Here is a 21500-nt window from a genome sequence, read left to right on the forward strand (position 1 = left end):
CGTGCGCCATCGATCGTCGTGGTGGCCTCCGGCCATGCCGCGACCCTCATGGGCGAATTCGACCGCTACCGTCGTGACTACGACATCACCTGTGCGGCATCGGCAATCGAGGCGATCACCCAGCTGAGCAGGCTGCGTAGCGACGGGCGGCACATCGCGATGATCGTGGTCGAGTCTGAATTGCCCGACATGAACCTGCTCGAGGCACTCGCGACCTTCCGGAGTATCGTGCCGACCGCACGTCGAGTGGTAGGCATCCACTGGTCGGTGTTCATGGAGCGATCCGAGACTCTGCGGCCCGCACTGCAAAAGGGCAAGTTCGACACATTTCTGTTGATCCCGCGCGGCCCGCGCGACGAAGAATTTCACTACGCCATCACCGAACTGCTCTCCGACTGGGGAGCAACGGTCGCCGCACCGGAAGTGGAGGTCATCCGGATCGTCAGCACCGAACTCACGGCGCTCACCATGTCCATCCGAGACTTCCTCGACCGGATGGGGATGCCGTACCGCACGCACATGCCGGACAGTCCGGAGGGCCGCGCCACCATCGACTTGTTCAGCCGGACCGATTCGCGCACACCCGTTCCCGACACCCTGGTCCATTCACTGCGCGGTGACACCACCTCGGTCATCGCGCCGACGTCGGTCCGTGACGTCGCGGTGCTGCTCTACGGCCGACCCTCCGACATCTCGGTTGACACCGTTGTCGACCTCGCCGTGGTGGGGGCCGGGCCGGCCGGTCTCGCAGCCGCCGTGTACGCCGCCTCCGAGGGATTGCGGACGGTCGTCATCGAGTCGGAGGCGGTGGGCGGGCAGGCAGGTACCAGCTCGATGATCCGCAACTATCTCGGGTTCCCGCGCGGGATCTCCGGGATGCGACTCGCGCAGCGGGCACGGACGCAGGCGCTGCGTTTCGGCGCGCGGTTCCTGACCGGGTGGCCGGTGCAGCGTCTGCTGATCGAGGAGGCGCTGGCGCCCTATCGTCTCGTGACCGACGGCGGCGAGGTATGCGCTCGGTCGGTCCTCATCAGTACGGGCGTCGCCTATCGACGCCTCGGCGTGGCCGCGTTGGAGGAACTCGTCGGTGTCGGCGTCCATTACGGCGCCGCGATGAGCGCCGCACGCGAGATGGACGGGCAGGATGTCTTCGTGGTCGGCGGCGGCAACTCCGCCGGTCAGGCAGCCATCCACCTGGCGCGCCATGCGCGCTCGGTCACAATCGTGGTGCGGCGTCCGGATCTGAGTTCGACGATGTCGGACTACCTCGTCGGGGAGATCGCATTCAATCCACGCATCACCGTGCGCGGGTCAAGCGAGGTCGTCGACGGTGGTGGTTCCGGCAGGCTGGAGTGGGTGATGTTGCGCGACAATCGCACCGGACGCGAGCAACGCTGCGCGGCCGGTGGACTGTTCCTGCTGCTGGGTGCCTCCCCACATTGCGACTGGCTGCCCGAGGTGGTGGAGCGTGACGATGACGGGTTCGTGTTGACCGGCCGCGACGTACCCCGGCAGCGGTGGCCTGGCGACGTTCCGCCTGCCGAACTGACCACCAGCGAACCCGGCCTGTTCGCGGCCGGCGACATCCGTTCGGGGTCGATGAAGCGAGTCGCCGCCGCCAGTGGGGAAGGGGCCAGCGTCGTCCCGCTGGTGCACACCTGGCTGGCCACTCTGCGGGAAGCGCAGACGTCCTAGACTTCCCACTCCTGATCGCGCACCCCGCGATAGATTCCGCGGCGGACGATCCAAGGCTGCAGGACGGTGTCGATCGACCATGCGGGCAGCCGGAACCCTCGACCATCGGGGGTGAAGATCTCCAGTCCGTCGCGCTGGACACCGAGAACCGACCCCCAGCGATGCTGTCGAGGACGATAACGGCGCCGGTGGCCGCCGCGCAGTGTGGCGCGCACATTGTGTGCGACCAGTCGGTCGGCCCGGTTACGTGCCGAGTTGCGCAGGGGATCGGTCGCCGCCACATCGCCGAGCGCGAAGATGCGCTCGTGCCCGGTCACGCCGAGATCGTCGTCGACGCGGACGAACCCGTGTTCATCCAGCAGATCGGCGGGCAGCCACTCGGTGTTCGGACGCACCGCTCCGACCGCCCAGACAACGGCGTCGGCATGTGCCGATGGCTGACCGGTGCTCCAGTGAACGGGTCCGGTACCGATGTGGTCGATCCCGGAGCCGGCGGGAAGTCGGGCGCGATGCCCCGGGTGCAGCTCGACACCATAGCCCTCGAGTCGGGCCCGCACCTGTTGCCACACCCGCGGATGATGACCGGGTAACGCCCGGGAGCCCGGAAAGTACAGGTGCACGTTCTTGTTGGGCCATACCGCGGCCACGTTGGCCGCACTGCTGATCGCGGCCGCCCCACCGCCGATCACCGCAATGCTCGTCGCAGCGCGCAGACGTGCATGTGTCCGCCTGAGGTCGTCGGCGATGTCGGCCGCGGTCTGCAGCGTCGGCTGCCGCCAGAAGCCGTTGCGCACCCCAGTGGAGATCACCAGCACGTCGTAGGGTTCGGCGACGGTCGAGCAGTCGCTGCGCACAACCTCCACCCGCCGCTGACCGGTGTCGAGACCGACGAGTGTGCCGTGCACGGTCCGCACCCGGTCGAGTCCGCGAAAGCGGTCGAACCCGATCCAATAATCGCGGCTCCACACGTCGGGTCGCGAAATCCGGGTGCCCAGTTCCTGTCCGCTGAGCAGCCCGGGTTTCGACGAGATCCCGACGATGTCGATAGCCGCCCGAGAACCGGACCGAGACAACGGAACCGGCGATCTGCCACGCGCCAGATGGAGCGCGGTGAGCAACCCGCTGTCACCCATGCCGGCGATCACGACCCGCGGTCGCCGTCGGTGCGCGCTCATCGGCGAGTCCGCACGGCACCGCCCGCGCGCGGTGGCCGCGGCACGAACCGCGGTACCCGGTCGATCACCGACTGGTAGCCGGGTCGTCGGGCGAGGCTGCGCTGCTCCATCATCGGGATGCTCGCGCCCTCGAACAGAGCGAGCATTACCGCGGCGCCGATGAACAGCCACCAGGCGTCCGCCGGAGACGCCGCCACCCCGAACAGCGCGAGCGAGAACCAGAACGAGAACTCACCGAAATAGTTCGGGTGGCGCGACCATCCCCAGACGCCACGATCCATCACATCGCCGTCGCGAGCGGACCGGACGAACCGGCGCAGCTGCCCATCGGCGATCGTCTCGAGTCCGACAGCCGACAACCCCACCAGGAACGCCACGACGACCAACCAGGTCGGGCCCTGGGCCGGGTGGGTGACTGCAACATAGGCCGGCACCATCCCGGCGAACACCTGCAGGGTCGGGATCACATGGATGGCGAACAGGTCCACCGGCAGCTCCCATCGACCGGCGTCGGCGCGCAGCTGTGCGTAGCGCCAATCTTCGTGGTGCAGACCGGGGAACGTACCGACCCAGTTCGCGGTCAAGCGGACCGCCCACACCGCAACCACGATGAACAACAGCCAGGTGCGGAGATCGTCGACGCCGAGGTCTGACTGCCACCACCAGTACCCGAGCAGCAGCGGCGGGATCACGCTCCAGTACGCGTCGTAGAAGCTGCTGTTGTGGTGGACCCGGCTGAAACCGAAGATGACGACCGTGGCCAGCAGGTCGGCGATCAACGTATCGAGCCACAACACACCGGTCGCGGGTCCCCACAGCAACCACAGCACCGCGACCGCGATGGCGAGCAGGTAGGCGAATGTGACCCGGACGAGTGCGGTGACCCGACCCGACGGCGATTGGCGCGACATCTGGCTGCTCAGATGAGCGTCGCCAGTTGCTCGATCTCGGGCACGCTGCCGGGCGACACCAGCATCATGGTGACGCCGGCGGCCTCCCACCGCTTGACCTCCGACCGCACGTGTTCGATGTCACCGACGATGGCCGAATCGGCCACGACTTCGTCGGGTATCACCTGTGCGGCCTCGTCTTTGCGGTTGCTGCGGAACAACGCGGTCACCTCGTCGACGACGTCGGCGTAGCCCATCCGCCGATACACCTCGGCGTGGAAATTCGTGTCCTCGCTGCCCATCCCGCCCATGTAGAGCGCGAGGAACGGTTTGATCGCCTCGTAGGTGGCGGCCCGGTCGTCGGTGATGACGATCTGGGCGGTGGCGCAGATCTCGAAGTCGGCGCGCGTGCGCCAGGCCCCCGGCCGTGCGAATCCCTCATCAAGCCACTCGTTGTAGGTGTCGGCGAGTCGGGGCGTGTAGAACAGCGGCAGCCAGCCGTCGGCGATCTCGGCTGCCAGGGCGATGTTCTTGGGGCCTTCGGCGCCCAGCATCACCGGGATGTCGGCACGCAGCGGGTGCGTGATCGGCTTGAGTGGTTTACCCAGTCCGGTGGCGTCGTCCCCGGTCAGCGGCAACCGATAGTGTGGGCCCGTGCTGGTGACCGGCGCCTCGCGGGCCCACACCTGCCGCATGATGTCGATGTACTCACGGGTTCGCGCGAGCGGCTTGGCGAATCGTTGACCGTACCAACCTTCGACAACCTGCGGACCCGACACACCGAGCCCGACGATGTGGCGGCCACCGGACAGGTGGTCGAGGGTGAGTGCGGCCATCGCGCACGCGGTCGGGGTACGTGCCGACAGCTGCAGCACCGACGTGCCGAGCCGGACGCGTTCGGTTGACGATCCCCACCACGCCAAGGGGGTATAGGCATCCGATCCCCACGCCTCGGCGGTGAAGACGGCGTCGAATCCGGCGGCCTCGGCCGCCCGGACCAGCTCGGCATGGTTCGTTGCCGGCTGTGCACCCCAATATCCCAGCTGTAACCCGAGTTTCATGCTGCTCCCCACATCAGACCGCCGTCGCGACGGCTCCGTGCAGTTCACCGTAGCCGGTCACGGTCGATCGTCGCGGCAACATGGGCAGCCAGCGCCAGACAGGACGTCAGGCCCGGACTCTCGATGCCGAACAGGTTGACGACGCCGGCGACGCCATGGTCGGTGGGCCCCTGCACCAGGAAGTCGGCGGCCGGTTCTCCCGGGCCGGTCAGCTTCGGTCGGACGCCGGCGAAGTCCGGCTGCAGGGCGTCGTCGGGCAATCCGGGCCAGTAGCGGCGGATGGCGGCGTAGAACGCATCGGCCCGGGCCGGATCGACGACATGCTCAGCGTGGGCGACCCATTCCACATCGGGACCGAAACGTGCGATGCCGTCGAGGTCGACGGTCAGATGGACGCCGAGGCCACCGTCCACCGGCACCGGATAGATCAACCGCTCGAATGGTGCTCGACCGGCTCGCAAGCCGAAGTAGCTCCCCTTGGCGAGGTGCCGGAGCGGCACCCGCTCGGCCGGGAACCCGGTCAGCGATCGCGCGAGCCCCCAGGCGCCCAGACCCGCGCAGTTGACCACCGTCGCGCAGACGATGGCACCGATGTCGCGGACCGTGAGTTCGATCCGACCATCCGGTTGAACGCGGCCCCCTGTCACGTCGCTGCGCAAGGAGATCACCGCCCCTGCCTGCTCGGCGTCGCGGCGAAGCGCACCCATCAGACCATGGGCGTCGACGATTCCGGTCGACGGCGACCACAACGCAGCCACGCCGCTCACTTCGGGCTCCATCTCCGCCAGTTCGGTCCGACCGATCCGTCGCAGATCGTCGACGCCGTTCTCGCGCGCACGCTGGGCGATACCGTCGAGTGCGGCGAGCTGATCGGTGTCGGTGGCGACGATCAGTTTGCCGGTCCGACGGTGCGCGACATCGTGATCGGCGCAGTAGCGATACAGGAGTTCGCGGCCGGCCACGCACATCCGTGCCTTCAGGCTGCCCGACGGATAGTAGATCCCGGCGTGGATGATCTCGGAGTTGCGGGAACTGGTCTGGGTGCCGATCGCGTCCTCACGCTCGAGGACCACCACGCTGAGACCGTCCCGGGCAAGCCGGCGCGCCACGGCTAGACCGATCACACCTGCACCCACCACCACGACGTCCACGGACTCTGTCACGGTGTGCCAGCCTAGTGTCCCGCGAGCCGCCTGATGCGTAACCCACTGGCTCGTGACGCGAGCGGCCGCCGGTTCGGTGAGGAGCCCCGGTGCCTGCCCAGCGGCGTCGCGAAGAACCCTAATTCCACACGATGCGGGCCAAGGCGTCCCGATCCGCGACGTCGAGTTTGATGCAGGCGCGGTAGATGTGCCCCTCCACGGTTCGGATCGACACGGTGAGGCGCTCGGCGATCTCTCGGTTGCTGAGCCCCTGCGCCACCAGCGCGGTGATCTCCCGCTCCCGCGCGGTGACCGGCAGCGGCCGCGCGGCAGCACGGATGGCCGGTGTCGTCGCCGAGTCGCAGCGTGCGGCCAGCCGTGCGGAGCGCGCGGTCGCCTCGGCACACTCGCGTCGTCGTCCGGCCCGGTCGTACAACGGAACCGCCTGCGCGGCCGCATCGGCGGCCGAGAGCATCAGACCGATCTGTTCAAACCGCCCACTTACCACGCAGAGCGCGGCCGGGTCCGCATTCGCGACCGCGGCCGCATGCTGCACATAGAGGCCGACCACCGGACCCTGGACCAACCGGCCGACGTCGGTGAGACGCTGCGCGATCTGCCGGTCGCCGAACCGAGCCGCATGGTGCAACGCCTCGGCGGCTACCGCATACTGCCCCGAGCTCTGGGCCGAGTCCGCAGCCTCACCACACAACTCGATCGCCTCCCGAGGGCTCCCGGTCGATGCCGCGATCCAGGCACGCGAGATCGTGCGTTGCGGTTCGTGAAGGCGCAGGTGCGGTCCGGAGTGTTCCTCCGCGTCGTCGATCACCTGCTGCGCCTTCGCCACCTCACCGAGCGCAGCGTAGGCCCGGACCAGGATCAGCCGCGCGGGCAGCTGCCACGGCAGGGATGTCTCGGCGTTGAGCGCCGCCAGTGCCTGCTCGATCGCCGTCGCCGCAGTGCGGAAGGCACCGCGGTGGGTCGCGACGAGACCCGCCATGATCTTGGCGATCGCCCAGCCGACGAACTGGCCGGACGACGAGAACTCGGCGTACTCTACGGCGCGGCGGTCGGCCGCATCGAGGTCACCGACAGTCGCCAGCGCGAGCACATCGCCGTAGCGGATCATCACCTTGATCATGCCGTCGGTGGCCTTCTGCTCCGGACGGCATTGCGCCGCGATCGGCTCGAAATCCAGTCCACGACCGGCGACCGGCATCGCCAAACCTGCGCCGAATGCCGCAAAGTCTATTGCCTGAGAGGGTGATTCGGCGTCTGCGAGAACCTTCTCGGCCGCCTCGATGCCCTCGTCGATGCGGTTTTCGTGTACCGCCATGGCAGCGCCGGCCGCATCGACGACCAAGCGCAGCGCCCGATGGCCCACCCTGTCACGCATCAGCTGCAACAGCCGGCCACTCTGCGCAACGTCGCCGATCGACCAGAACAGCCGGCTCATCCGCGGAACGCCCCACTGCACCAACTGCAGTTCGTCGAGATCGTCCGGGTCGTAGCCGGCCAGCACTTCATCGGATTCGGCGATCCGACCCTGCCACAGCAGTGCCCGCGACAACAGTTCGGCTGCTGCGACACCGCCGCCGCGTTCGTGGGCGGCGCGGGCCAGCTGTTCACCGAGCGGGAGATTGGTCAGTGCCACCGCATCTTTGGCGGCCGAGATCAACAGCTTGGGCTCGATCTCCTGATCACCATCGACGCAGAGCCGGGCGAGCCGGATCCGCTCGGCGGCCGAGGTGATCGGACGATCACGCAGGACCGCCACGATCCGTGAACGCAGGGTCCGCCCAGCGACGGTGCCGACTCGACGACGGATCACGTCGCCGTAGACCGGGTGACTGAAGCGGGCGTTGACCGTGTCACCGTCACGGGTGATGCGGATCAACCCGCGGACCTCCGCGGCATCCACCGCACCCTCGCCGGCGAGTTCGACCAGCGTGTCGAGATCGAGTGGTTCGTACAATGCGAGCAACTTCAACGCATCCACCACGGCGTCACCGGCCCGATCGAGTCGCTCGTCGATCAATGCCACGAGTCCCGACGGCACGGCGGTGGGGCCACGAAGCTGCCAGACTTCGTTGTTCTCCGTGAGGTTTCCGGCCGCCAGCGCACCCTCCACCATGTTTCGCAGGAAGAGGGGATTACCACCCGACGATTCCCAGATCACGTCGGCGCTGAGACCTTCGAGAGTTCCGCCGAGCACCTTCTCGACCAGCTCGGTGCACTGGTCCTTGGTCAGCGGGTCGAGCTCGATCCGGGTGAGATACCCGTCCTTCCACAGCGTCGTGATGGCGTCGGGGACGGTCTCGCGGCTGCGGGCGGTGGCCACCACACGAGCCGCGTGTTCGATGGTGATCTGGTGTAGCAGCGTTGCCGAGAGCTGGTCGAGCAGGTGAGCATCGTCGACGCCGATCACGGTGTTCGGCTCGGCGATCAATGCCTCTCGCGCCGACACGAGTGCGGCGATCGGATCGCGGGAGGTGCTCGGCGACAGACGGACCCACGGCGCAAAAGCACCCAGTGGAATCGCCCGGGAGGACTCCGTGCAGGCTGCCCAGTGCACCGGGGCACGCAGCGAATCGGTCACCGTTCGTGCCGATGTCGTCTTGCCGACCCCAGGGGGTCCGACCAGCATGACGCCGCTTCCCCCGTCGGTCAGGGCGGAAAGGATCGCCTGATGTTCGGAGGGCCGGCCGAGCAGCTGCCAACCGCCGTCCATGCGTCCTGAGTATAGGTGCCGCGCGCCGCTGCGGCGTCGTGAACGACCACTGTGATGAACGCGGAAGCGCCGCACGACTGGTTGTGACCCGGCACGACAGATCGGGACACGGATCGGTCGCCAGGTGTTGGTCGTCGGGTCACGGCGTCGTCGGCGGTCGGTCACCGGCTGGTCAGATCGGCAGCTCCGATTCGTCGGCGGGTTCGAGCATCGGGGCGTGATTGACGCGATGACGATACTGACTCGACGCGTCGTACACACGCCGCTTGAGCCGGTTGATCGATCCGAGCGGGCGGTGTGCGTCGAGACCCCGCCACGAGTTGAACGACAGCACCTCGTCGCCGAACGCCCGGCGCTGCGGGGTATAGGTGTCCTGCACGGGATATCGGAGGAGCGCGACGGTACGATACGGCGAGCGCGCGGCGTCCCATTCCTTTGTCGCATCCTCGATTGGCATCTCCGCCAGGTCTGTGCACAACTGCACTTGTAGTTCGTATTCGGCCCCGTGGCAGGCGAAGAAGTCGATCACCGACTCGGCGAAGGCATTGACCTCACCGTTGGGCGGCATCGACGCACCCGCGAGCGCACGCACCTCCGGTGACCGTGGGATCAGACGCATCTTGGCGATGTGGTCACCATGGCGCAGCGGCGCCGACGTGTGGAAGGTGTCACCGAGGATATGGGTGTTCGGTTGCACGAACACCGCCAGGTTGTCGGGCAGCCTGCGCCCGAACCGGGGCAACACGTGCTTGTTCAGCGCGTCGAGTGCCTCACTGCCGAGTCGCAGTGCCGGATCGGACAGCCGGGCCAGTGCCCACGCCGTCCACATCCCACTGCGGCTGTAGGCGTGCGCGTCGGCGAACAGGAATTCGCGATGGGTGACCATGATGAAGTCCTGGGTCCGCGCGGTGTCGTCGGGGAGCGCGCGCGGCCCCGATACGCCGATCACCTTGATGCCGAGTCCCCGAACTCCACGCAGTTGGTCGCTGCGGATCGCCCCGGACGTGCTCGACAGTCGTGCGATCACCGAGTAGGTCCCAGGCGCGGCGAACATTCCCTGCGCGAGCTCCGGGTCCAGTTCGTCGAGTACCTCCAGTGTGCCGCGCAGGATGCCGTGACCCTTCGCGTGCGCGTCGCGCAACCCTCGCTTGTACACGCGATATGCGCGCTCGTTGTTCGCGCGCAGCACGCGCACGATCTTCTCGATGTCGTCGGGCTCATCGGCCCGCGGGGATTCGATGTCCTCGTGGAAACGCACATACGTCCGGCCGCCGGAGACGATGTCGGTCATGGGGATCGGTCCTCTCTCGATGCCGCTGCGGATCTCCAGGGGGCGAATGGATTGGCAACTGAGCGCAACGCAGGTGTCAGGATCGGATGATGACGCAGCAGGACCGAGCGCATCGACGATTTCCGGACCCATGCCATACCGACCTCGGTGTACACCTCGGGGCGGAAATCGCTGGTGAAGAAGCGATCACAGGACAGGCGGCGCGAAGCCATCAGGATGAAGATCCGGAAGGCGGTGTCGCTGAAGCCGAATCCGGGCGGCTTGGCTTCGGCGTAGAGCCCGATCATCAGATCCAGCCGCTCGATGTCGCCGTAGATCTCCGCCAATTCGGTGGCGGTCGCGTCGTCACCGGTCAGTTCACGGAACGTCGTCACCGGTGCCATCCGCAGAGCGCGGCGAAAATCGTTGTAACGCGGCACTCCGCGTTCGCGGACCCGCATGATGTCCACGGTGGCGAGGTCGATCGGCGTCCCGTCGGGTCGTGCCAGGTTCTGCAGGGAACGTGGGAAGTTGTGCAACGACAGTTCACCCGGGTGTGCGCGCCCGAACGAGTAGAGCAGATCGGCGGCGGTGTTCGACGTCAGATGTCGTCGTACGTCCGCGGCGAGCAGATCGGCCATCGCGTGCCGCGCCACGACGCGGTCGTCGAGTCCACTGCGGAACGCCACCGTGTCGGGTAGCAGCGGATGCATGCGGTAGACGGCGACGAACTCCTCGGTGAGGGAAAACGGCACGCCGTTGTCGGCGGTCGCCGAGCCGGGGATGCCGGAGAGGATCTCGTTGTCGGTGAAACGTGCGATGCGTCCCGACATCCGTTCGCCGAGAAGTCCGAACCAGTTGCCGCGCATCGCCGCAACCGTGGTCGGATGCGCGATGATCGCCGGGGTCCAGTCCACGGTGTGGATCTTGGCCATCGACGCCGCGTTCACCAATCGGGCGGTGTCGTACAGTTGTTGATCGGTCATGGCGGGGTATGCGGACGCCAACCGGTTGGCGATCGCGTTGTGCTCGCGCAAGAACAACGAGTGCAACAGGGCAAGACCCACCCAGAAATTGGCGGCCTGACCATTCGGGTCGAGCAGTGCCTCGGTCTCCACGGGCGGCAACCCGACGTCGTCGAGCGCGATCCGCCCACCGTCGTGGGTGCGGATGCTCTCCGCGTAGTCGGCCGTCTCACCGTAGATCTGCGAGCCGTCCCACCAATGCGACACCGTCGAGGCGAACACGGGCGGTTGATCGTCTGGTCCGGTCGGGTCGACCGCGGTACGCGCGAATGTCATCGGGTCATGCGGCCAGTCGTCACCGTCGGGTAGCCGGATGCGCCACGGATTTCCGGCCTGTGGCGCGTGGTTGAACCAATCGTGCACCTCGAACTGAATCCAGGCTGCTGCCAGCAGATTGAGCGTGGTGGCCGGCCGGAACTCGCGACGGGTCAACAGCCTTCGGCTGACCAGTCGGGGATTTGGTTCGCAGATGTCATCAGCGTTCTCGGGTGCGGTGCGCGGTAACGGCACGTTGCGGCCGAACCGGCTCCCGGCCGAACCCGCACGAGGCTCGCCGAGATCGTTGTAGGTGCCGTCCACGCTCCGCGCCCGGTGCTCGTCCGGCGTGCCGACCGGTAGCCGGGCGCCCGGTCGGCCCGTGTCGACGAGGTTGTACGCGCGCAGCTGGCTGCGCAGTCCCACCAGCACGGCGAGCCCGACCGGCGACCACAATCGGGACCAACCGACCACGCGATCGACACGTTCTGCAGTCTGCGCGAGTCCACGAGCGGTGGCGCTCCGTCGACGGGGTGTCGGTTCCGCACCCGCGGTGCGACGCGCGGATGTGCGCACCGAGCGAATCATCCCGACCATGATCACCTCCGACTCGTCCGGTTCCGAGTATGCGGGCACGTCGACCGAACGGCACGAGTAATCGACTACTCGAAGTACTCGCACCCGGCCCGCGGATCGATGCCGCACTCAGGTAGCGACGTACTCGTGTCGTCACCGACACCGCCGACGAGGATGAAGGAGGTCGCGGCCGCGCGGCCTGCTGGGAGAAAGGCGCAATGGTGATCGCACCCGTCGAGATCAAGGTGAACGTGGCGTCCCCGGTGACCGATTCGCTGGTGGCGCTGGATCTGCTCGACTCGCCACCGCTGTGGCGTGACATGTGGTTCGCCGAGGCGCGGGCACGTGACGATGTGGGTGCACTCCCGCTGCTGGCCGGTCGTCTCACGATCCGCCTGCGCAGCGGCGATCGGGACGACGTCACCGTCGGGGTGCGGCCATGCGACACCGATCGTCTGGTCGGACGGTGGCGTGCCCCGTTCGAGGAGACACATTTCTCCTATCGACTCGAACGGGACTGGTGTGGGGAGCGTCGAGAGGTCGCGGCCGCGGCGATCAGTCGTCGTCCGCCGGGCTCGGTGGCGACCGCGCTGCGCGACGGCGCGGATCCGGCACACATCCTCGACGCGGCGCAGCGACAATTCGTGGTCACCTGTACTCCGCGCGGGATACCCATCGACCATCTGGGAACGCTGGGACCGGTGACCTGCCAGACCTGGCCCGAGGTGGACCTCGACGGTTGCTCGGTTCAGGTGGAGAGGTGGTCGGTCGCCGACGTCGACCTGCTCGAACTCGCGGTGCGTCTGCAGCCGCACCCTGGCGAGACCGCAGCGCAGTTCGAGGTCCGCGCGATGTCCGCGCACCGAGCGATCCGCGCGACGGTGACCCGGCGCGCCCTGTCGATCGCGGATTTCCGGGAATCCAAGACCCACCGCGTGATGACGGCGCTGAGGGCGACCTCCTGATACGAAACGGGTGGTGTGGCCTGCTGCCACACCACCCGTTCGACTAGTCCGTCAGACCTTGGCCTGCATCGAGCTACGGGCGGGGTTGCCCTGCTCGTCGACCTTGGGGTCGGGCTGGTCCTTCTTTTCGGTCACGCCGGACTTGATGCGAGCACCGATGTCGGGGTCGATTCGGGACCAGTATTCGAACGCCCGGGCCAGGACCGGCTCGGACACACCGTTGAGCAGATGGCCCACGACGTTGTCGACCAGGCGTTCGCGTGCCGCATCGTCGAGCACCTCGCGCACCATCGTGCCCGCCTGCCCCCAATCGTCGTCCTCGGGGTGGTCCACATATGCACTACGGACGATGTCGCCGTCCGCTGCCCACTGCGGCTCGCCCTGGCCTGCGTAGCTCGCGGCCGGCCCGCCCTTGGAGTTCGGCGCATACACCGGATCGGACACGGGGGTGATCCGCATGTGGCCGTCCTTGGTGTAGCTGTGCACCTCGTTGCGCGGCCGATTGACCGGGATCTCCTTGTAGTTGCCGCCGAGACGCGCACGATGTGCGTCGGCGTAAGAGAACACCCGGCCCAGCAGCATCCGGTCCGGGCTGAAGCCGATTCCCGGCACCACGTTGTTCGGCTCGAACGCGACCTGCTCGATCTGGGCGTGGTTGTCGGTGGGATTGGTGTGCAACGTCATCTTTCCCACCTCGTGCAGTGGGTAATCACCGTGCGGCCACACCTTGGTCAGATCGAAGGGATTGAACCGGTAACCGGTGGCGTCCTCATACGGCATCAACTGCACCTTGAGGGTCCAACTTGGGTGATCGCCCGCGGCGATCGACTCGAACAGATCCCGTGTGTGGAAGTCGGTGTCGGCCGCGGCCATCTGGTCGCCTTCGTGCTGCGTGAAGAACTCCACACCCTGATCGGAGATGAAGTGGTACTTCACCCAGTGCTTCACACCTTCGGCGTTGACCCACAGGTAGGTGTGCGATGAATAACCGTTCATGTGCCGCCACGTCTTGGGTATACCCCGGTCACCCATCAACCAGGTGACCTGATGCGCCGACTCCGGCGACAGCGTCCAGAAGTCCCACTGCATGTCGTGGTCGCGCAGATTGTTGTCTGCGCGACGCTTCTGTGAGCGGATGAAGTGCTGGAACTTCATCGGGTCCTTGACGAAGAAGATCGGCGTGTTGTTGCCGACCATGTCGTAGATTCCTTCGTCGGTGTAGAACTTCAGTGCGAATCCGCGAGGGTCGCGCCAGGTGTCGGGGCTGCCGCGTTCACCGGCAACGGTGGAGAAGCGAGCCACCATCTCGGTCTTGACACCGGGTTGGAACAACCCCGCGCAGGTGTACTGCGACACGTCCGCGGTGGTCTCGAATGTGCCGAACGCACCGCTGCCCTTGGCGTGGGGCTGGCGTTCGGGGATGCGCTCACGATTGAACTGTGCCATCTGCTCGATCAGATAGTGATCGTGCAGGACGATGGGCCCACCGGCGCCGACGGTCAGCGAATGCTCGTCGCTGCCGGCCGGTGCCCCGGAATCCCGGGTTGTGTAGATCGACGTGTTGTCGTCGGACATATCGCCTCCGAGAAGGTCTCATCCGTCTAAGGGCTGTGCAGTTGTGTGGACCCGAGCTGTTTGAGGTCCTTGGCCGATGCTACCCCGGCCGCGTGTCGCGCGGTCGTGGGTTGCCGGGCCCGTCGACGGATTGGGTGTGAATGATGTTGCAATCGAACCGCTTTGCTTGCCGTCGTGTGATCACACTACTGGGCCCCACCTCCCGACGCGGCGGAACGGAGCTTGTCCAGCAACGGTTTTGCGGCCGTCTCGAGGAACTCGGCTTGCGATTCGCCACCGATCTGGACAAGTGCGATATCGGTGAATCCCGCTTCCCAGAAAGGTCGCACGGCGTCGACGACGGCGTCGAGATCGGGCCCGCACGGAATCGATTCGGCCACATCCGCGGGTCGAACGTATTGGGTCGCCGCGGCGAACCCGGCGGTGGTCCGCAGGTCTGCGTTGACATCCCACCCGCCGCTGAACCAGCGGAACTGATCGTGGGCTCGGGCGACCGCGGCATCGCGATCACGATCCCAGCAGATGGGGATCTGACCGATCGCGCGGCTGTCGATGCCGATCGTCCCGGTGCCGTCGGTCGCGTTCCAGGTGTCGACAAGACCCGGATTCGGTTCGACCGCAATCAGGTGGTCGGCGAGCGGACCGAACTCCTCGATACCCTGCGCGCCGGACACGGCCACGCCCAGCGGCACCGTCTCGGGCAGATCCCAGATGCGCGCGGCGTCCACCTGGAAGTAGTCGCCACGGAAGTCGACGAGGTCCCCGGTGTGCAACGCGCGGATGATCTCGATCGCCTCGGCGAGCATCGCCTGACGGTCGGCGACGGCCGGCCAGCCTTCCCCGACGACGTGCTCGTTGAGGTTCTCACCGGCTCCGAGGCCGAGGGTGAACCGCCCGTCGGCGAGCAACTGCAGGGTGGCCGCCTTTTGCGCGACGACGGCGGGGTGGTAGCGAATGGTGGGGCAGGTGACATACGTCATGAGGTCCACGCGTTCGGTCGCATGTGCGACCGCCCCGAGCACACTCCACGCGTAGGGCGCATGGCCCTGCGCCGACAGCCACGGGAAGTAGTGGTCGCTGGACACCTCGAAGTCGAAGCCCACCTCCTCGGCGCCGACCGCGTACCGGACGAGTTCTTTGGGTCCGGCCTGCTCGGTCATCAATGTGTAGCCGAAGCGTGTGGGCATGGGGTGCGCTCCTTCGTCGAGCATCGGAGGAATCAGTCGTCCTCCGTGATTGCCTGCAGTACCGACGGGGTAACACCTCGAGTCGACATCCAAACCCAGGGGAGAGCATGACGAACGCATCCGGACACCGCGAATCACCCGACCGCGATGAGTCCCTCGCCGACACCGTGCTGCTCGACGTCGACGGCACCCTCATTGATTCCACCTACTTTCATGCGCTGGCCTGGATACGCGCTTTCGCAGCCCACGACCTGACCCCGGATTGGTGGCGGGTGCATCGAACCGTCGGCATGGGCGGTGACCTCCTGGTCGGCGAGGTCTGCGGCCGCGAGGTCGAGGACCGGCTCGGCGACGAGTTGCGGGCGGACTGGGCCGATCGCTATCGGCAATTGCTCCCCGAGGTCAGGGTGTTTCCGGGTGCCCGCGCGTTGATCGATCAGCTACAGCAGGCCGGCCACCGGGTGGCGCTTGCCTCGTCCGGAGCCGAAGAGTTCACCGAGGCCGCGCTGCGGATGCTCGGCATGGCCGGCGACGAGTTCGCGGCGGTCACCTCGTCGGAGGATGTGGACCGATCCAAGCCCGAGCCGGACATTCTGGCGACGGCACTGCAGCGGGCCGGCGGCGCCGACGCGGTGGTGGTGGGCGACACAGTGTGGGATGTCGAATCGGCCAACCGGCTCGGCGCCAGGTGTGTGGCGGTCCGCAGCGGCGGTTTCTCCGAAGCCGAGTTGACGGCGGCCGGAGCGGTGGAAGTGGTCGACGACGTGGGTGAGCTGGCCACCCGCCGCTGGTTGCCCTGACGGAGGTTCGTTCGACCTGGGCAACAGGCGGTGGGCATGGCACGATCACAACGTGTCCGAGTCGTCTGAAGCCGATCGCCTGCGCGACCTCGCGCGGCTGCGACGCGTTCGCGATCGCATCGATCGCGACTACGCCGAGCCGTTGAACGTCGAAGCATTGGCCCGTGGCGCCCACATGTCCGCCGGACACCTCAGCCGCGAGTTCCGACGGGTCTACGGCGAGTCCCCGTACTCGTACCTGATGACACGGCGCATCGAACGTGCCATGGCACTGCTGCGGCGGGGCGATCTGACCGTGACCGACGTCTGCTTCGCGGTCGGCTGTTCGTCGCTGGGCACGTTCAGTACCCGATTCACCGAACTCGTCGGTGTGCCCCCGAGTGTCTACCGGGAACGGGAGAGCGGGGCCGAATCCACCGCGGGGATACCGGCGTGTCTGGCCAAACAGGTCACCAGACCGGTCAGGAATCGAGAAGCCGCGAGCCGTTCTCCGCGTCTAGCGTGAGTCCCATGAGCATCGTCATCCAGTACACCTTCCTGCCGCAGACCGACCCGGACGCCGCCCTCGGGTTCTATCGGGACATCCTCGGATTCGAGGTTCGCAAAGACGTCGGATACGAGGGGATGCGGTGGCTGACCGTAGGACCACCGGATCAACCGCAGACCTCGATCGTGCTGCATCCACCTGCCGCGGATCCCGGGATCACCGACGACGAACGGCGGGTGATCCTCGACCTCATCGCCAAGGGCAGCTTCGGCGCGGTCACCCTGGCCACCGATGACCTCGACGGACTGTTCGAGAAGCTCGAGGCCGCCGGCGCCGAGGTGCTGCAGGAACCCACCGATCAGCCGTACGGAGTCCGCGACTGCGCGTTCCGCGATCCGGCGGGCAACCTGATCCGTATCGACCAACTGCAGTGACCACAGTCCGCCGCCACGAAGATGTGTGGATACCGAACCGGGCATGCCGTCGCCGAACTCCTGTCGACGCCAAGCCACCAGACGCCACCGGAGACCCTGACCGACAGTGCATCACAACGAGTTGCCCTGACCACGTGCGCCGACCCGACCAGATGGAGATCCTGTGAGCGCCCCCAGCACGACGTCACGATCCACACCCACGTCGCCTGACACCCACGTCGCCGACACCCACGACCTGATCCGGGTCACCGGAGCGCGCGAGAACAACCTCAAAGACGTCAGCCTGGAGATCCCCAAGCGTCGACTGACCGTGTTCACCGGCGTCTCCGGGTCGGGGAAGAGTTCGCTGGTCTTCAGCACGATCGCCGCCGAATCACAACGGATGATCAACGAGACCTACAGCGCGTTCGTCCAGGGTTTCATGCCGAATCTGGGGCGGCCCGACGTCGACGTCCTCGAGGGACTGACCACCGCGATCATCGTCGATCAGGAACGAATGGGCGCCAACCCGCGTTCGACTGTCGGGACCGCCACCGATGCGAACGCGATGCTGCGCATCCTTTTCAGCCGATTGGGCACACCGCACATCGGCTCACCGCAGGCCTTCTCGTTCAACGTGGCGTCCATCAGCGGGGCCGGCGCGGTGACGGTCGAGAAGGCCGGTCGAAAGGTCAAGGAGCGCCGCAGCTTCTCGATCACCGGCGGCATGTGTCCGCGCTGCGAGGGACGGGGCTCTGTCTCGGATTTCGACCTGACCGCGCTGTACGACGACTCCAAGTCGCTCAACGAAGGCGCACTCACCATCCCCGGCTACAGCATGGACGGTTGGTACGGGCGCATCTTCCGGGGTTGTGGCTGGTTCGATCCGGACAAGCCGATCCGCAAGTTCACCAAGCGCCAACTCGACGACCTGCTCTACAAAGAGGCCACCAAGATCAAGGTGGACGGGATCAATCTGACCTACCTCGGCCTCATCCCGCAGATCCAGAAGTCGTTCCTGTCCAAAGACCGTGAGGCGATGCAGCCGCACATCCGTGCCTTCGTTGATCGCGCGATCACCTTCACCACCTGCCCCGAATGTGACGGGACCCGGCTGACCGCGGAGGCCCGCAGCTCCACCATCGCCGGAAAGAGCATCGCCGACCTGTGTGCCATGCAGATCAGCGACCTCGCCGAATGGGTGCGTCAGCTCGACGAACCCTCGGTGAAACCCCTGCTCGGTACGTTGAGCCAGACGCTGGACTCGTTCGTGGACATCGGCCTGGGCTATCTGTCCCTGGAACGCCCGGCGGGCACGCTATCCGGGGGAGAAGCACAGCGCACCAAGCTGATCCGTCATCTGGGATCCTCGCTGACCGACGTGACCTACGTGTTCGACGAACCGACGATCGGTCTGCACCCGCACGACATCGCACGGATGAACGACCTGCTCCGGCAATTGCGCGACAAGGGCAACACCGTGCTGGTGGTGGAACACAAACCGGAGGCCATCGCGATCGCCGACCACGTGGTCGATCTCGGTCCCGGCGCCGGACGGGACGGCGGCGAGATCGTCTTCGAGGGGACAGTCGAGCAGTTGCGTCAGGCCGACACGCGAACGGGCCGGCACCTCGATGACCGAGCCCGGATCAAGGAGTCGGTGCGGACGTCCGACGGCGCCCTGGAGATTCGCGGCGCCGATATGCACAACCTGCGCGACGTCGACGTCGACATCCCGCTCGGGGTACTGGTTGTGGTGACCGGGGTGGCCGGCTCGGGCAAGAGTTCGCTGATCGACGGGTCGCTGGCCACTCGCGACGGAGTGGTGTCGATCGATCAAGGCGCCATCCGCGGGTCGCGACGCAGCAACCCGGCCACGTACACGGGGTTGCTCGATCCGATTCGCAAGGCGTTCGCCAAGGCCAACGGGGTGAAACCAGGACTGTTCAGCGCCAACTCCGAAGGTGCCTGCCCGAACTGCAACGGCGCAGGGGTCATCTACTCGGACCTGGCGATGATGGCCGGTGTCGCCACACCCTGCGAGGTGTGTGAGGGCAAACGGTTCTCCGCCGACGTGCTGGAGTACACATTCGGCGGTAAGGACATCAGCGAGGTCCTCACCATGTCCGTGGCGCAGGCCGAGGAGTTCTTCGGGTCGGCCGACGCCAAGATCCCGGCGGCGCACAAGATCCTCGTCCGGCTGCGGGACGTCGGGCTGGGCTACCTCACCATCGGTCAACCGCTCACCACACTGTCTGGTGGCGAGCGGCAACGGCTGAAGCTCGCCGCTCAGATGGGAGACAAGGGCGACATCTACATCCTCGACGAGCCCACCACCGGCCTGCACCTGGCCGACGTGCAACAGCTGCTCGAGTTGCTCGATCGACTGGTCGACGGCGGGAAGTCGGTCATCGTGATCGAGCACCACCAGGCGGTCATGGCGCACGCCGACTGGATCGTCGATCTCGGCCCCGGTGCGGGTCATGACGGCGGCCGGATCGTCTTCGAGGGCACCCCGGCCGACTTGATCGCCGATCCGATAACGCTGACCGGCACACACCTCGCCGACTACGTCGCGACGCAGTAGTTCGGTGTGCTTCGCAGATTTCGGTGACGTCGCCGGATCCCCGTCGTAGACTACTTTTGAAACATCTGTAGCGATTCGTTCCTTTGGTGCTCCGTTCCTGCGCTACTCGGTCCGGAGGGATCGGAGCACCGGGGGCGATGACATGGGCGGGAGCGCTGGAGTGAACGCGAAGAAGACGATGCAGTCGACGCTGGGCAAGGTCAGCAAGGCCTACCCGAGTAAGCCGCGGCCGCTGGCCGAACCGCCGGCCGGTTCGGGCCTCAAGCCGGTGATGGGTGATGCGGGCATGCCGTTTCTCGGCAACACACTCGAAGCGCTCGCCGACCCGCTCGCGAGCGCGATGGAGCGGTACGAGAAGTACGGCCCGGTTTCGTGGTCGGGTTCGCTCAACATGAACATCGTGACGCTCATCGGCCCCGAGGCCATCGAATGCGGATGGATGAACCGCGAGAAGGCATTTTCCAGCGAGCAGGGCTGGGAACCGATGATCGGCCCCTTCTTCCGTCGCGGCATCATGTTGATGGATTTCGAGGAGCACATGCATCACCGTCGAATCCTGCAGCAGGCCTTCACCAGGCCTCGACTCAACGGATATCTCGACATGATGACACCCCACATCGAGAAGACCCTGGCGAACTGGGACGTGGGCGCCGGGTTCCCCATGTACTCACGTACCAAGGACCTCACTCTGTCGTTGGCCACCGAAGTCTTCATGGGTGCGTCACTCAACGAGAGCGAAACGCATCGCCTCGAGAGCGCCTTCGAGGCCGCGGTCCGCGGCGGACAGGCAATGGTGCGCGCGGACGTCCGCGACTGGACCTGGGCGCGGGGGCTGCGTGGACGAGAAGCGTTGCAGCACTACTTCCGTTCGGAGATCGCCGCTCGTCGCGCCGGTGACGGCGACGACCTGTTCAGCGTGCTCTGCCACAGCCAGGACGAGGACGGCAATTCGTTCAGCGACGAGGACGTCGTCAACCACATGATCTTCGTGATGATGGCCGCCCACGACACCAGCACCATCGCCTTGTCGATGATGACCTATTTCCTGGGTCGCCACCCGCAGTGGCAGCAGCGACTCCGCGACGAATCGCTGGCGCTGGGCAAATCAACCATCGACTACGACGACCTCGACAAACTGCCCAGCCTCGACCTGGCCTTCAAGGAGACGCTCCGCATCAACGCGCCGGTGGGCATGTTGTTCCGAAAGACGGTGGCCGACACCGACATCCTCGGGCACTACGTGCCCAAGGGCACCCTGGTCAGCATCCATCCGTGGGCATCGATGCTGCGCGAGGAGTGGTGGCCCAACCCGACCCACTGGGATCCGGACCGGTTCTCCCCAGAGCGCCGCGAGGACAAGGTCCATCGATTCGCGTGGGCACCGTTCGGTGGCGGCGCCCACAAGTGCATCGGCCTCTACTTCGGTGGCATGGAGGTCAAGGCGATCATGCACCAGCTGCTGCAGCGTTTCGAGTGGTCCGTCCCGGCCGATTACCGACTCGATCTGACCTACGGCACCGGACCGACCCCCGCAGACGGATTGCCGATCGACATGCGTCGTCGGGTGATGCACGAGGTGCCGCGCGCCTGACCTGAGTTGGACCTCCTTAGTGCCTGGCGTTGATGGCGGTGAGGATCGTTTCGGCGTCGTCGTCGAGCGGGGTGC

General features: G+C 66.5%; 16 protein-coding genes. 7 read left to right on the forward strand and 9 right to left on the reverse strand.

Annotation, left to right across the window (positions count from 1 at the left end; translation table 11 throughout):
* The first annotated feature begins 48 nt into the window (after positions 1-48).
* Positions 49-1695, forward strand: a complete 1647-nt coding sequence (locus tag VX037_RS20995) for an FAD-dependent oxidoreductase (protein WP_328715799.1) — start codon at positions 49-51, stop codon at positions 1693-1695.
* Here the strand turns inward: VX037_RS20995 and VX037_RS21000 are convergent.
* The 7 genes from VX037_RS21000 to VX037_RS21030 all read right to left on the reverse strand — a co-directional run bounded on the left by VX037_RS21000 (position 1692) and on the right by VX037_RS21030 (position 11832).
* Positions 1692-2870, reverse strand: coding sequence for an FAD-dependent oxidoreductase (locus tag VX037_RS21000; protein WP_328715780.1), 1179 nt, complete (start codon positions 2868-2870; stop codon positions 1692-1694). The genes VX037_RS20995 and VX037_RS21000 overlap by 4 nt on opposite strands.
* The gene (locus tag VX037_RS21005) at positions 2867-3781 is read right to left on the reverse strand and encodes a DUF1295 domain-containing protein (protein ID WP_328715781.1); all 915 of its coding nucleotides are present in this window, start codon (positions 3779-3781) and stop codon (positions 2867-2869) included. The genes VX037_RS21000 and VX037_RS21005 overlap by 4 nt, the downstream gene beginning before the upstream one ends.
* A gap of 8 nt (positions 3782-3789) precedes the next feature.
* On the reverse strand, positions 3790-4821 hold the full coding sequence (locus tag VX037_RS21010) for an LLM class F420-dependent oxidoreductase (RefSeq protein ID WP_328715782.1): 1032 nt from the start codon (positions 4819-4821) through the stop codon (positions 3790-3792).
* A gap of 44 nt (positions 4822-4865) precedes the next feature.
* A complete protein-coding gene (locus VX037_RS21015; RefSeq protein ID WP_328715783.1) occupies positions 4866-5984 on the reverse strand; it encodes an NAD(P)/FAD-dependent oxidoreductase in 1119 nt (372 codons plus the stop codon).
* Between the two features lie 118 nt (positions 5985-6102).
* Positions 6103-8694 carry a LuxR C-terminal-related transcriptional regulator gene (locus VX037_RS21020; protein ID WP_328715784.1) on the reverse strand — a complete coding sequence of 864 codons (2592 nt, stop codon included), beginning with the start codon at positions 8692-8694 and terminating at the stop codon, positions 6103-6105.
* A gap of 172 nt (positions 8695-8866) precedes the next feature.
* Positions 8867-9985: a catalase family protein gene (locus tag VX037_RS21025; RefSeq protein ID WP_328715785.1), complete on the reverse strand. Its 1119-nt coding sequence runs from the start codon at positions 9983-9985 to the stop codon at positions 8867-8869.
* Entirely contained in the window at positions 9982-11832 is a 1851-nt protein-coding gene (locus VX037_RS21030) for a peroxidase family protein (RefSeq protein ID WP_328715800.1), read from the reverse strand. The genes VX037_RS21025 and VX037_RS21030 overlap by 4 nt, the downstream gene beginning before the upstream one ends.
* A gap of 206 nt (positions 11833-12038) precedes the next feature.
* On the opposite strand from VX037_RS21030, the gene VX037_RS21035 reads away from it, so the two are divergent.
* Entirely contained in the window at positions 12039-12785 is a 747-nt protein-coding gene (locus VX037_RS21035) for a hypothetical protein (protein WP_266063456.1), read from the forward strand.
* 51 nt (positions 12786-12836) lie between these two features.
* Here the strand turns inward: VX037_RS21035 and VX037_RS21040 are convergent, their stop codons facing one another.
* Together VX037_RS21040 and VX037_RS21045 are read right to left on the reverse strand one after the other, a co-directional pair.
* Entirely contained in the window at positions 12837-14360 is a 1524-nt protein-coding gene (locus VX037_RS21040) for a catalase (protein ID WP_266063457.1), read from the reverse strand.
* Between the two features lie 185 nt (positions 14361-14545).
* Positions 14546-15547, reverse strand: coding sequence for a TIGR03557 family F420-dependent LLM class oxidoreductase (locus VX037_RS21045; protein ID WP_328715786.1), 1002 nt, complete (start codon positions 15545-15547; stop codon positions 14546-14548).
* 107 nt (positions 15548-15654) lie between these two features.
* Here VX037_RS21045 and VX037_RS21050 point away from each other — a divergent pair, with 107 nt between their 5' ends.
* From VX037_RS21050 to VX037_RS21070, 5 genes are all read left to right on the forward strand, one after another.
* Positions 15655-16347, forward strand: coding sequence for an HAD family hydrolase (locus tag VX037_RS21050; protein ID WP_328715787.1), 693 nt, complete (start codon positions 15655-15657; stop codon positions 16345-16347).
* A 52-nt stretch (positions 16348-16399) separates the two neighbouring features.
* Positions 16400-16852: a helix-turn-helix transcriptional regulator gene (locus tag VX037_RS21055; protein WP_266063459.1), complete on the forward strand. Its 453-nt coding sequence runs from the start codon at positions 16400-16402 to the stop codon at positions 16850-16852.
* A gap of 5 nt (positions 16853-16857) precedes the next feature.
* Complete coding sequence (locus VX037_RS21060; protein ID WP_235724771.1) at positions 16858-17268, forward strand: VOC family protein; 411 nt, start codon at positions 16858-16860, stop codon at positions 17266-17268.
* A 163-nt stretch (positions 17269-17431) separates the two neighbouring features.
* Positions 17432-19834 carry an excinuclease ABC subunit UvrA gene (locus VX037_RS21065; RefSeq protein WP_328715788.1) on the forward strand — a complete coding sequence of 801 codons (2403 nt, stop codon included), beginning with the start codon at positions 17432-17434 and terminating at the stop codon, positions 19832-19834.
* 178 nt (positions 19835-20012) lie between these two features.
* Positions 20013-21425, forward strand: a complete 1413-nt coding sequence (locus tag VX037_RS21070; protein WP_287014707.1) for a cytochrome P450 — start codon at positions 20013-20015, stop codon at positions 21423-21425.
* Positions 21426-21500: the final 75 nt, after the last annotated feature.

The organism is Gordonia sp. Z-3, assembly GCF_036233855.1.
Taxonomy (GTDB): Bacteria; Actinomycetota; Actinomycetes; order Mycobacteriales; family Mycobacteriaceae; genus Gordonia; species Gordonia tangerina.